This is a genomic window from Mesorhizobium norvegicum (genome assembly GCF_004919685.1).
In the GTDB taxonomy this organism is placed as follows: domain Bacteria; phylum Pseudomonadota; class Alphaproteobacteria; order Rhizobiales; family Rhizobiaceae; genus Mesorhizobium; species Mesorhizobium norvegicum.
In genome coordinates, this window is sequence record NZ_SMYZ01000070.1 from 1 (window position 1) to 12,139 (window position 12,139).

Annotated in this window: 9 protein-coding genes; 4 read left to right on the plus strand and 5 right to left on the minus strand. The window is 63.1% G+C overall.

Translation table 11 applies throughout. The features are described 5' to 3' along the window. Positions 1-70: 70 nt before the first annotated feature. The 3 genes from rnd to FCU66_RS27800 all read right to left on the minus strand — a co-directional run bounded on the left by rnd (position 71) and on the right by FCU66_RS27800 (position 3,792). A complete protein-coding gene (gene rnd / locus FCU66_RS27790; protein ID WP_136621377.1) occupies positions 71-1,222 on the minus strand; it encodes a ribonuclease D in 1,152 nt (383 codons plus the stop codon). Between the two features lie 75 nt (positions 1,223-1,297). Continuing rightward, on the minus strand, positions 1,298-2,542 hold the full coding sequence (locus FCU66_RS27795; protein ID WP_136621376.1) for an MFS transporter: 1,245 nt from the start codon (positions 2,540-2,542) through the stop codon (positions 1,298-1,300). Positions 2,543-2,670: 128 nt separating this feature from the next. After that, positions 2,671-3,792 carry an MFS transporter gene (locus FCU66_RS27800; protein WP_246094041.1) on the minus strand — a complete coding sequence of 374 codons (1,122 nt, stop codon included), beginning with the start codon at positions 3,790-3,792 and terminating at the stop codon, positions 2,671-2,673. Positions 3,793-3,795: 3 nt separating this feature from the next. On the opposite strand from FCU66_RS27800, the gene FCU66_RS27805 reads away from it, so the two are divergent. Beyond that, positions 3,796-4,776 carry a DeoR/GlpR family DNA-binding transcription regulator gene (locus FCU66_RS27805; protein WP_246094042.1) on the plus strand — a complete coding sequence of 327 codons (981 nt, stop codon included), beginning with the start codon at positions 3,796-3,798 and terminating at the stop codon, positions 4,774-4,776. A 195-nt stretch (positions 4,777-4,971) separates the two neighbouring features. Continuing rightward, positions 4,972-6,762 (plus strand): aspartate--tRNA ligase, encoded by a 1,791-nt coding sequence (gene aspS / locus FCU66_RS27810; RefSeq protein ID WP_027038352.1) that lies wholly within the window; start codon positions 4,972-4,974, stop codon positions 6,760-6,762. 112 nt (positions 6,763-6,874) lie between these two features. Here aspS and FCU66_RS27815 read toward each other — a convergent pair whose 3' ends face one another. Beyond that, positions 6,875-8,065, minus strand: coding sequence for a hypothetical protein (locus FCU66_RS27815; RefSeq protein WP_136621373.1), 1,191 nt, complete (start codon positions 8,063-8,065; stop codon positions 6,875-6,877). 102 nt (positions 8,066-8,167) lie between these two features. Beyond that, a complete protein-coding gene (locus tag FCU66_RS27820) occupies positions 8,168-8,437 on the minus strand; it encodes a hypothetical protein (RefSeq protein ID WP_168992119.1) in 270 nt (89 codons plus the stop codon). Here FCU66_RS27820 and parC point away from each other — a divergent pair. Together parC and FCU66_RS27830 are read left to right on the plus strand one after the other, a co-directional pair. Next, a complete protein-coding gene (gene parC / locus FCU66_RS27825; RefSeq protein ID WP_136621371.1) occupies positions 8,393-10,645 on the plus strand; it encodes a DNA topoisomerase IV subunit A in 2,253 nt (750 codons plus the stop codon). The genes FCU66_RS27820 and parC overlap by 45 nt on opposite strands. Before the next feature lie 235 nt (positions 10,646-10,880). Next, positions 10,881-12,095, plus strand: a complete 1,215-nt coding sequence (locus FCU66_RS27830) for an AI-2E family transporter (RefSeq protein WP_136621370.1) — start codon at positions 10,881-10,883, stop codon at positions 12,093-12,095. Positions 12,096-12,139: the final 44 nt, after the last annotated feature.

Below are 12,139 nucleotides of genomic sequence, written 5' to 3' on the forward strand. Positions count from 1 at the left end.
GAATCTCAACAAGCCTTAGCAGCATTCGACACGGACGAACAGATTGCTCCGGTGCTCTGCTCCGGAGTCTCTAAAGATCAAACAGCGCGATCTTGCGCTTGTCGAACTTGATGCCGATCTCGCCGCGCACAAGCTTGAGCGCTGCCTCGCCGAACACCGCGCGCCGCCAGCCCTGCAGCGCCGGTACGTCTGCATCCTCGCCCTCGGCGGCGATGCGATCGATGTCGTCGCTGGAGGCTAGCACTTTCGAGGCGACGCCTTCCTTTTCGGCGACGATCCGCAGCAGCACCTTCAACAGTTCCGCCGCAGCGCTCGAGCCCTCGGGCGGCTGGAAATTCTTCGGCAGCTTCGGCATCTGCTCCTTGGGCAAGGCAAGCGCGGTGTTGACCGCGCCAAGCAGGGCCGTCGCCGTCGAGGAGCGCTCCCAGCCCTTCGGCGTCGTGCGCAGCTTGCCAAGGGCTGCTGCGTCGCGCGGCGCCTGCTGCGCTACCTCATAGATCGCGTCGTCCTTGAGCACGCGGCCGCGCGGCACGTCGCGTTCGCGCGCTTCGCGCTCGCGCCAAGCCGCCACGCCCTGCACGATCGCCAGTTCCTGCGGTTTGCGCAGCCGCATCTTCAGCCGCTTCCAGGCGTCCTCGGGGTGCGGGTCATAGGTCTCTCGCGAGGTCAGGACCTCCATTTCCTCGTTGAGCCAATGGGCGCGGTTTTCCCGCGCCAGCTCGGCGCTGAGGTGCTGATAGACCTCGATCAGATGGGTGACGTCGGCCAGCGCGTAGTCGAGCTGCTTGTCGGAAAGCGGCCGGTGGCGCCAGTCGGTGAAACGCGACGACTTGTCGAGCCGCGCCCCGGTGATCCGCTGCACGAGCTGATCATAGGAAACACTGTCGCCGAAGCCGCAGACCATCGCCGCCACTTGAGTGTCGAACACTGGATGCGGAACCAGATCGCCGAGGTGGACGATGATTTCGATGTCCTGCCTAGCGGCGTGGAAGACTTTGACCACCGCCTCGTTGGCCATCAGCTTGAAGAACGGCTTCAGGTCGATATCAGGCGACAGCGGATCGATCAGCGCCGTCACGCCGGGTGCGGCCATCTGGATCAGGCACAGGATCGGCCAAAAGGTCGTTTCTCGAATGAATTCGGTGTCGACGGTGACGAAATCCGACTTTTCGAAAGCGGCGAGAACGGTCTCGAGTTCTTTCTGGGTGGTGATGACGTGCATCAAATCGCTTTTGGCAGGAGTAAGGTCTTCCTAGATTTCAGCCGGCGGGGCTTTCGTCAAGCTTTGGCGCCATCGTTACGACCCCGTCGGCCCGTCGGAATCGCTGTTTCTCTTGGCCAGCCGTGCGAAAACCGTCGAGGTGCGCAAGAGCGCGGTGAAGCGGCTGCGCCTGCCTGCCGGCACGCCGGACCGGGCCTGCATCCGGTAGAGAATGACGGCGATGAAGATCGCATAGACCACGGCGCTGAACACGAACAGCGCGCTCGGTCCGAAATACTGCATCGCCGTCGAGGCGGCAAACGGGCCACCAATGGCGCCGAAGGAATAGAACAGCATCAGCGCTGCGTTGATCAGCACGAACTCGCCCGTGTCGGCGCGATCGTTGGAATGCGCCGCCGAAAGGGAATAGAGCGGCATGGCGAAACAGCCGAAGATGAAGATGATGATGAAGTTGAGCAGCGGATTGCTGCCGGCGATGAACACCAGCGCCAGTGCCGAAAGCATCGCGCAGCAGGTCGTTATCAGCAGCACCCGGCGCCGGTCCCAGCGGTCGGAGAGGTAGCCGAGCGGATACTGGATGATGGCGCCGCCGAAGATGCCGACGCTGACGAAGGTGACGACATCGGCGACCGACATGCCGATCTGCTCGGCATAGACCGGCGACAACGTGCGAAAGGCGCTGTTGGTGACGCCGACGGCGATGCAGCCGAAGCAGCCCAGCGGCGAAATCCGCCAGACGCGCGCCAGGTCGAGCTTGACGTCTTCGGGCGGCGTCGGGTTGGAGCGGTCGCCGAGCGAGACCGGCACCAACGACAAGGTGATCATGATCGACATGATGGCGAAGATAGTGAAGCCGCCGGCGCCGAAGACAGGGATCAGGAACTGCGCGCCGGTGACGGAGCCGGTGTCGACCATCCGGTAGATCGCCAGCACGCGGGCGCGATCCTTGTTGGCGACGCCGGAATTCAGCCAGCTTTCGACAATGGTGAACAGCCCGGCAAAGCAGAAGCCGCCGGCAAAGCGCACCGCGCACCACATCACCGGATCGAGAACCAGCACCAGCAGCAAGGTGCCGACCGAGGCGATCGCCGCCAGCGCCGAAAATGCCCTGATATGGCCGACCGCCTTCATGATGCGGGTGATCGCCAGGCAGCCGAGCAGGAAGCCGGCGAAATAGAAGGTGCCCATCAGGCCGATGTCGGAAGCGGAAAACCCTTCCTGCGCGCCACGCAGCGCGATCAGCGTGCTCTGCAGCCCATTACCGCCGAGCAGGATGCCGGCGGCGAGAAGGAGCGGGATCAGTGGGCGGATGGAGGACATGAAGCAATCACGTGTCGGTGATCCCTTCTTGAACCATCGTCTTGGCCAATACCAGCGGCAATTCTTGGCCAACTACAGCGAGGATATGTCCAATTGCTCGTGGAAGGTCTCCCACGTCACGAGAACGGTCAAACCTCGCCGGTCTGCGCCGGTATCTTCTCCCGTGTGGGCTCGGGCACTTCGCCCGCCAATGCGGACTTGCCGTGCGGCGGTGGCCGCCGTCCAAGCGATCCAGCCGTCAGCAGGCTGAGCGCGATGAACGGGATGCCGATGCCGAAGGCCGAGCGGATGCCCCAATGGTCGGCGACAAATCCGAGCAGTGGCGGGCCAAGCAGGAAGGCGACGAAGGATATTTGCGACAGCGCCGCGACATTGATTGCCGCGGGGCGATCTGTTCGCTGTGCGGCCGCCGAAATCGCCAGCGGGAAGAGGGCGCTGGTGCCGATACCCAGCAGGGCGAAACCCAGCAGGGACAGCAACGGGGCAGGCGACAGGAAGACGAGCAGCACGCCAGTCGCCATGCTCGCCAACAGCACGCGCGCCACGCCGCTTGGCGAGTAGCGGTCGACGAAGCTGTCGGCGAAGAAACGCGTGGTTGCTTGCGAGAACGCAAACAGCGCTACCGTGAACCCGGCGACAAACGGGCCGGATTCGAACACGGTGCGCATATAGATCGCCGACCAGTCGATGCTGGCGCCTTCCATCAGCATTGCCGACAGTGTCACCGCGACGAGGACGAGGATTGGCAGTGTCGGCCTTGCCAGCGCGGGGGCCTTGTCACCGTTGCCGGCGAAGCGGCTCGGCGCTGGTTCGTAGCCGCCGAGAAACAGCGTCACCGATGCCGCGACCATGGGCACGACAATCGCCAGGTGCAATTGCGGCGACACGCCGAGATGCGCCAGCGCCGCGCCGAACAGACCTGCGCCGAAGAAGCCCATGCTCCAGAATGAGTGGGCCCGGTTCATGATGCGGCGTTTGAGCAGGAATTCGGTTCTATCAGCTTCGACATTGAGGATGATTTCGATGCTGCCGATCATCAGGCCGACCGGAACGAGCAGCAGGAACAAGGCGAGGGGTCCCGGCGCATGCACCGCGATGGCATAGGCTGCGGCCACCAGCGGAACCAGCCCGAGCAGCGCGCGTCGGAAACCGACGCGCTCCAGTACCGGCGTTGCCAGGGTAAGCGCGGTCAAGGTGCCGATCGGTGTGCCGATCAGGCTAAGCCCGAGCGTGCCATCCTGGATGTTCATGGCGTGCTTGATGTCGGGCAGCCGCGGAAAAATGTTGCCCATGGCAAACGAATAGATCGCAAACCCGGCATAGACCCGGTGTTGGGGAGCGAGGTTGAGGCCCATGGCGCGGTGCTTTCGATGAAAAGGAAGCCGGTGGCTGGCTGTCCGGCAACGGGAGTCCTGTCTCCTTGCATAAACGTGCAAAACATGCAAGAACGTGCACAAACAAAACGGAACCATGCAATGCTGACAGATGAGCGGCATCGAATCATCCGCGACCGCCTGGCGGCGGAGGGAAGTGTGTTGGCCGGTGAACTGGCGACCCGCTTCGGCGTTTCGGAGGACACCGTCCGCCGCGACCTGAGGGAGCTGGCGAAGTCCGGTCAATGCCGCCGCGTCTATGGCGGCGCGGTCGCACCGGCGCCGTTCGCAGATGCTCCCATCAGCCTGCGCGGTGGTCACGCCGTTGAGGAGAAGATGCGGCTGGCAAGCGCGGCTGTCGCGCTGCTTTCCTCTGGGCAGTCCTTGTTTATCGACGGCGGCAGCACCAACGCCGCTCTCGCCAGGGCCATTCCACACGACCTCGAGCTGACCATCGCTACCAATTCGCTAAGTGTTGCCTCGGCCCTCTCCGATCACGCCCTGGTTGAGTTGATCGTGCTCGGCGGAAGGTTCGTCCGCGACCTAGGAACCTGCGTCGGCGCCGACACGCTGGCCGCCGTCGCGCAGCTTGGCGCCGATCTGTTTTTCCTGGGCTCTTGCGGTCTCGACGCTACGCGTGGCGTAACGGCTTTCGATCCGGCCGAGGCCGAGGTCAAGCGGGCCATGGCTCGAAACAGCGCCGGCATTGTCGTTGCCGTGACCGACGACAAGCTGGCAACCGCGGCGCCCTATCGCGTCGCCGGGGCCGAGGCGATCCGCCATCTGGTGGTCGAAAAGACCGCACCGGCCGCAATCCTTGCGGATTTCCAGCGTCAGGGCGCCGAAATCCACTTCGCATGAAGGTGGGGCGAGACGGGGCCGGTCACGGCACTTTGGTTTCGGGTTCGGCCGAAGTCCCGGGCTGAAGGCGAAAGAAGCGCACGCGACCTGCTTGCCTTGACAAATCCGGCCTCCCATGCGCTTTTCGCGCAAATTTCAGGGCCGGGCCGTGATGCCTCGGCCCGCAACCCAGCACCCCGGACTTTACCAATGACAATGCACCGTTACCGCAGCCATACCTGTGCCCAGTTGAGGAAGAGCGACGTCGGCTCGACCGTTCGCCTGTCGGGCTGGGTGCATCGCGTGCGCGATCATGGCGGCCTGCTCTTCATCGACCTGCGCGACAATTATGGCCTGACCCAGATCGTCGCCGATCCGGATTCTCCGGCCTTCAAGGTCGCCGAGACCGTGCGCGGCGAATGGGTCATCCGCGTCGACGGCGAGGTCAAGGCGCGCTTGCCCGAGACCACGAACGCCAATTTGCCGACCGGTGAGATCGAGATTTTCGCCCGCGAGATCGAAGTGCTGTCGGCGGCCAAGGAATTGCCGCTGCCGGTGTTCGGCGAGCCTGACTATCCCGAAGACATCCGCCTGAAATACCGTTTCCTCGACCTGCGCCGCGAGACGCTGCACAAGAACATCATTGCGCGGACAAAAATCATCGCCGAAATGCGTAAGCGCATGGGCGAGGTTGGCTTCACCGAATTCTCGACGCCGATCCTGACCGCCTCGTCGCCGGAAGGCGCGCGCGACTTCCTGGTGCCGTCGCGCATCCATCCCGGCACCTTCTACGCGCTGCCGCAGGCGCCGCAGCAGTACAAGCAGTTGATCATGGTGTCGGGCTTCGACCGCTACTTCCAGATCGCGCCCTGCTTCCGCGACGAGGACCCGCGCGCCGACCGTCTGCCCGGCGAATTCTACCAGCTCGACCTTGAGATGAGCTTCGTCGAGCAGGACGACGTGCTGTCGACCATGGAGCCGGTCATGCGCGGGGTCTTCGAGACCTTCGCCAACGGCAAGCCGGTGACGCAGAAATTCCAGCGCATTCCCTATGATGTCGCCATGCGCAAATACGGTTCCGACAAGCCCGACCTGCGCAACCCGATCGAGATGCAGGCCGTCTCCGACCATTTTCGCGACTCCGGCTTCAAGGTGTTCGCCAACATCCTGGCCAACGACCCGAAGGCCGAGGTGTGGGGCATTCCGGCCAAGACCGGCGGCAGCCGCGCCTTCTGCGACCGCATGAATTCCTGGGCGCAAGGCGAGGGGCAGCCGGGGCTCGGCTATATCTTCTGGCGCAAGGAGGGTGACAAGCTCGAAGGCGCCGGCCCGCTCGCCAAGAACATTGGCGAGGAGCGCACCGAGGCGATCCGCCTTCAGCTCGGCCTTGCCGATGGCGACGCCGCTTTCTTCGTCGCCGGCGATCCGAAGAAGTTCGTCTCTTTCGCTGGTGCTGCGCGCACGCGCGCCGGCGAGGAGCTGAACCTTGTCGACCGCGAGCGTTTCGAACTGTGCTGGATCGTCGACTTCCCGTTCTTCGAATGGAACGAGGAGGAGAAGAAGATCGACTTCGCCCATAACCCGTTCTCGATGCCTCAAGGTGGCATCGATGCGCTGAATGGCGAGGATCTGCTCGGCATCAAGGCGTTCCAGTACGACATGGTCTGCAACGGCTTCGAAATCGCTAGTGGAGGTATCCGCAACCATCTGCCCGAAACCATGGTCAAGGCGTTCGAGACGGTCGGGCTGGATCGCGCCACGGTCGAGGAGCGCTTTGGCGGCCTCTACCGCGCCTTCCAGTATGGCGCGCCGCCGCATGGCGGCATGGCTGCCGGCGTCGACCGCGTCGTCATGCTGCTGCTCGGGGCGAAGAACCTGCGCGAGATCACCATGTTCCCGATGAACCAGCAGGCCTATGATTTGTTGATGAACGCGCCGTCGGAAGCGAGCCCACAGCAGCTTCGCGACCTGGCGCTGCGCGTTGCTGTGCCCAAGAAGGACGCCTGATCGCGCTCTGGCGATGCTTTAAAGAACCGCCCGAACCGATCTTTCGATTCGCTAATCCCAACAAAAAGCCCGGCATCGCTGCCGGGCTTTTCGCATATTGGGATCGCGTCGATCAGTCTTCGTTGGCCTTGACGGTGACGCCGAGCGTCTTCGGCAGGTCGAGCGGGTTGGACATGGCGCCCGCCATGATCAGCGCGAACGGCACCGATGCCGGCGGCTCGGCCGAGACTTCGAGGCTCTTCGGATCGTCGAGATACTTGCTGACCGCGGCCGTGACCTGTGCCGTCAGCTCGGGATTGTTGAGCTGCGCCATGCCGAACGGCACGATCGCCTTGGCCTGGTTGGCGATGTCCTTGCCGGACATGCCTTGCTGCTTGCCGACATAGTCCAGCACCTTGTTGGTCAGCGAATCGTCGTCGAAGCGGATCGAGGCGCTGTTGAACGACAGCTGCTGCAACAGGCCGAGCATCGCCATGCCTTGTGCCGAATTGTCGGCGCCTTCAGACTGTACCGCCATCTTCTTCTGCATTTCCTGCAGCGACTTGATGAAGTCCATCGTGTAGCCGCCAAGATCGAAGGTCATGCCGAGCGTGCCGGCATTCTCGACGGAGATGTCGTATTTCGACAGTTCCATCTTGCCGTCCGTGGGCTGCCAGGTGCCGGCCATCTCGAGATTGCCCGCGATGTTCTGGTAGCCGAGCGCGTTGATGACTTCCTTGGACTTGGGGTCGTCGACCAGCGTCAGGTCGGCGTTGAACTTTTCCGTGGTGGCGGTGAATTCCATCGCCTTGCCGTCCGCCGGCGGCGTGATCTCGATGGCAAGCCCGTCCATCGAGAAGGCGGTCTTGTCGGCGACCTTGACGGTCATGTTCGAGAGTTCGGCGGACTTGTACATCATCAGCGAACCCAGCGGGCTGGTGGCTCCATCCGCCGGAACCGTCATGTCGTGGATGACGAAGGGGCTGAGATCGAGGGTGACGCCGTCCTTGCTGTGCTCGAAGGCAGCCGTCGACACGGTGGCGATGTCATAGCCGCCATTTGCCTCGGTGACGCCTTCGAGTTTGACGTCGCCGATGGTGAGCGCTTCCTTTTCCGCCGCCGGTTTGATGGCAACGCCCTGCAGCACCATGCTGGTGTTGTCACCGGTCACGCCGGTCCAGGTGATGTCGACGCCCTGGGCGGACAGTGCCGCCTTCAGCCGGTCGGCGACGGCCGCATCCTGGGCGAGGGCGGCGTTGAGCGGCAGCGTGAGCAAGAAGGTCGAAAAGGCGAATTTCTGGAGAGTTGAGCGTTTGATTGTCATCGCAAGGTCCCTGAGAGTGTCCTGAAATTGTTTTTCAATTCTTTGCGCCATCACCATTCCGTGACGAACTGGACGGGAAAAAGGCGTGTCCCGGCACAATGGTCAAAAATCACGGTGAAAGGCAAACTCGATCCCACCGTCTTTGCGCAAACCGGTGAATTTGTCATGAAGAGCCGGTTGCCTGATATCGTCGCGCTTGGCCATAGAACCCGCATGTAACAGGCTGATGTTGGTCGACATCGTCAAGTGTATGGTTTCATGTTGCAGAAGGGCCGGTATATCCGCCTGCCTCTTGCCGCGAATCATCGGCTCGGCTAGTCCCAGCCCATGGGAAAAAGGCTTTTGCCGCCTGAAAATGGCGGTGGCGATCATATCGAGCCGGTCGATCTTAAGAAGGCGCTGGAAGAGCGCTATCTGGCCTATGCGCTGTCGACCATCATGCACCGGGCGCTGCCCGACGTGCGCGACGGACTGAAGCCGGTCCATCGCCGCATCATGCACGCCATGCGTCTGCTGCGGCTCAATCCGGACCAGGGCTTTGCCAAATGCGCCCGCATCGTCGGCGAGGTGATGGGCAAGTTCCACCCGCATGGCGACCAGTCGATCTATGACGCGCTGGTGCGGCTGGCGCAGGATTTTTCGATGCGCTACCCCTTGGTCGACGGACAAGGCAATTTCGGCAACATCGACGGCGATAACGCCGCCGCCATGCGCTACACCGAAGCGCGCATGACCGATGTGGCGACCGAACTGTTATCCGGCATCACCGAGGATGCCGTCGACTATCGGCCGACCTACAATGAAGAAGACGAGGAGCCGGTGGTTTTGCCCGGCGCCTTCCCGAACCTGCTGGCCAACGGCTCGTCCGGCATTGCGGTGGGCATGGCGACATCGATCCCGCCGCACAACGCGGCCGAGCTTTGCGACGCGGCCCTTCACCTGATCGAACACCGGGACGCGCCGGTGGCGAAGCTGATGGACTTCGTCCAGGGGCCGGATTTCCCGACTGGCGGCATCATCGTCGACAGCCGCGCCTCTATCCTCGAAGCCTATGAAACCGGACGCGGGGGCTTTCGCGTGCGGTCGAAGTGGATCCAGGAGGACCAGGGCAGGGGCACCTGGAGCATCGTCGTCACCGAAATCCCTTATGGCGTGCAGAAGGCGCGGCTGATCGAGAAGATCGCCGAGCTGCTGATGGCGCGCAAGCTGCCGCTGCTTGAGGATATCAGGGACGAGAGCGCCGAGGACGTCCGCGTCGTGCTTGTGCCGAAGAGCCGTTCGGTCGACCCCGGCATCCTGATGGAATCGCTGTTCAAGCTGACCGAGCTCGAAAGCCGCTTCCCGCTCAACATGAACGTCCTGTCGCGCGGCAAGGTGCCCAACGTGCTGTCGTTGAAGGGCGTGCTGCAGGAATGGCTCGAGCACCGCCGCGAGGTTTTGATCCGCCGCTCGAAACATCGGCTTGGCGAGATCGAAAGACGGCTGGAGATTCTTGCCGGTTACCTGATCGCCTACCTCAACATCGACGAGGTGATCAGGATCATCCGCGAGGAGGATGAGCCAAAGCAGGTCATGATGGCCCGCTGGTCGCTCACCGACACCCAGGCCGAAGCCATCCTCAACATGCGGCTGCGCGCTCTGCGCAAGCTTGAAGAATTCGAGATCCGCAAGGAATTCGACGGCCTGAGCGCCGAGAAGAAGCAGATCGAGGCACTGCTTGCTTCAAACGAGAAGCAGTGGGCGACGATCAAGTGGGAAGTCACCAACATCCGCGACAAGTTCGGCCCGGAGACCGAGCTCGGCAAGCGCCGCACCCAGTTCGCCGACGCGCCCGAGCATGATCTGACCGACATTGCCCACGCCATGATCGAGCGCGAGCCGGTCACCGTGGTCGTCTCGGAAAAGGGCTGGCTGCGGGCGATGAAGGGGCATCTGGCCGACCTTTCGACGCTGACCTTCAAGGAGGGCGACAGCCTCAAGCTCGCCTTCCATGCCCAGACCACCGACAAGGTGCTGGTCTTCACCACCGGCGGCAAGTTCTACACCATCGGCGCCGACCGGCTGCCTGGCGGGCGCGGCCATGGCGAGCCGATCCGCATCATCGTCGACATGGACAATGACCAGGACATCGTCACCGCCTTCGTTCACGACCCGAAACGCAAGCTGCTGCTGGCCTCGCACGACGCCAATGGCTTCGTCGTGTCGGAGGAGGAAGTCGTCGCCAACACCCGCAAGGGCAAGCAGGTGATGAACGTCAAGGCGCCCGACGAAGCCAAGCGCTGCATCCCGGTCACCGGCGATCATCTCGCCATCGTCGGCGAGAATCGCAAGATGCTGGTGTTCGCGCTCTCCGAGATTCCGGAGATGGGCCGCGGCAAGGGCGTGCGGCTGCAGAAATACAAGGACGGCGGTCTTCTCGATCTCAAGCCGTTTACCCTGGAGACTGGCCTCTCCTGGCAAGATTCAGCCGACCGCACCTTCATCCGGTCGCGCGAGGAACTGGCCGAATGGATCGGCGCCCGTGCCTCGGCCGGCCGCATGGTGCCGAAGGGATTCCCGAGGACGGGGAAGTTTGGCTGACCAATCTCCCCCCTTGAGGGGGAGATGTCGCCGAAGGCGACAGATGGGGTCGGAACGTCCTGACGCGACCTCCTATCGCAGACGAAGGAGGCTAGCGCTTCATGAGCGGCGACCCCCTCTGGCCTGCCGGCCATCTCCCCCTCGAGGGGGGAGATACCAACCATTTGGACTATCGTCACGATTGCTGCACTATATCAGTGCATAAGCGGGAAGGGTCTTCGGGAGAGGCAGGCGTTTGAAGGAATCCAGAATCCAGAAACCGGAACGGCACCAGCGCCTGTTCGGCCTGTCGACGCCGCTGCGGGCCGCCGTCATTCCGCCGCTGTCGGCGGCGCGCTGGCTGCTGGTGCTGATCGTCGCCGCCGGCGTCTATTTCTTCCACGGCTTCCTGTTTCCTGTGCTGGCGGCGCTCGTCATCGCTTTCGCCAGCTGGCCGCTCTACCGGCGCCTGCTCGTTGCAGTCAGCGGCAACCGCACCATGGCCGCGACCTTTGCCATCCTCTTCATCCTCGCCTTCCTGGTGATACCGATCGCGCTGGCCGGCACCTACGCGATCAACGAGGTTCGCGAGTGGGTCGCCTGGGCGATCGAGACCAACCGTCACGGTGCGGTGACACCGCACTGGATCGCCACCATGCCCGTCGTGGGCGAGTGGTTGAACGAGCAGTGGACGACCAATTTTGGCCATCCCGGCGGCATTGGTGAGCTGATCCAGCTGGTCAGCGGCGCCAACATCGGCAGCATCTATCGCGGCGTGCTGGCCGCCGGCGGCAGCGCTTTCGGCCTGCTGTTGACGCTGCTGTTCATGATGATCGCGCTGTTCTTCGCCTATCGCGACGGCGAGCATTTTGCCGGCCAGGTCGACCGCCTCGGCGAACGCATCCTGCCGACCAGATGGGAGCGAATCTCGCGCGTCGTGCCGGCGACGATCTCGTCGACGGTGACCGGCATGACCGTCATCGCCATCGGCGAAGGCCTGGTGCTGGGCATTGCCTACTGGCTGGCCGGCGTACCGTCGCCGGTGACACTCGGCGCCCTGACCGGCGTCATGGCGCTGATCCCCGGCGGTGCACCACTATCCTTCACGCTGGTCTCGATCTATCTCGCCGCCAGCGGGTCGCCGATGGCCGGGCTGGCGCTGTTCCTCTGGGGCGCGGTCGAACTGTTCATCGTTGACAAGACACTGCGCCCGAAACTCGTCGGCGGGCCGATAAAACTGCCCTTCCTGCCAACCTTTTTCGGTCTGATCGGCGGCGTCAAGACCATGGGTTTTCTCGGCCTGTTCATCGGTCCGGTGCTGATGGCCCTGCTGGTCGCGATCTGGCGCGAATGGCTGCGCGAGGTGGAACTGGCCGATGAAATCGTCCCAGGCTCGCCAGCCGAAATCGAATCCGGCCCGCAAATCGAGGCCTTGCCGGAACCTGACGTGGCGAAGAAGGCCAGCGCCTGATCTAGAGCAATTCCAGGAAAAGTGTGAAACGGTTTTCCGTCCGG

Excerpts from the sequence above, each read along its gene's own strand:
- rnd (WP_136621377.1), bottom strand. The coding sequence starts at position 1,222 with ATGCACGTCATCACCACCCAGAAAGAACTCGAGACCGTTCTCGCCGCT.
- FCU66_RS27795 (WP_136621376.1), bottom strand. The coding sequence starts at position 2,542 with ATGTCCTCCATCCGCCCACTGATCCCGCTCCTTCTCGCCGCCGGCATC.
- FCU66_RS27800 (WP_246094041.1), bottom strand. The coding sequence starts at position 3,792 with ATGAACATCCAGGATGGCACGCTCGGGCTTAGCCTGATCGGCACACCG.
- aspS (WP_027038352.1), top strand. The coding sequence starts at position 4,972 with ATGCACCGTTACCGCAGCCATACCTGTGCCCAGTTGAGGAAGAGCGAC.
- FCU66_RS27815 (WP_136621373.1), bottom strand. The coding sequence starts at position 8,065 with ATGACAATCAAACGCTCAACTCTCCAGAAATTCGCCTTTTCGACCTTC.
- parC (WP_136621371.1), top strand. The coding sequence starts at position 8,393 with ATGGGAAAAAGGCTTTTGCCGCCTGAAAATGGCGGTGGCGATCATATC.
- FCU66_RS27820 (WP_168992119.1), bottom strand. The coding sequence starts at position 8,437 with ATGATCGCCACCGCCATTTTCAGGCGGCAAAAGCCTTTTTCCCATGGG.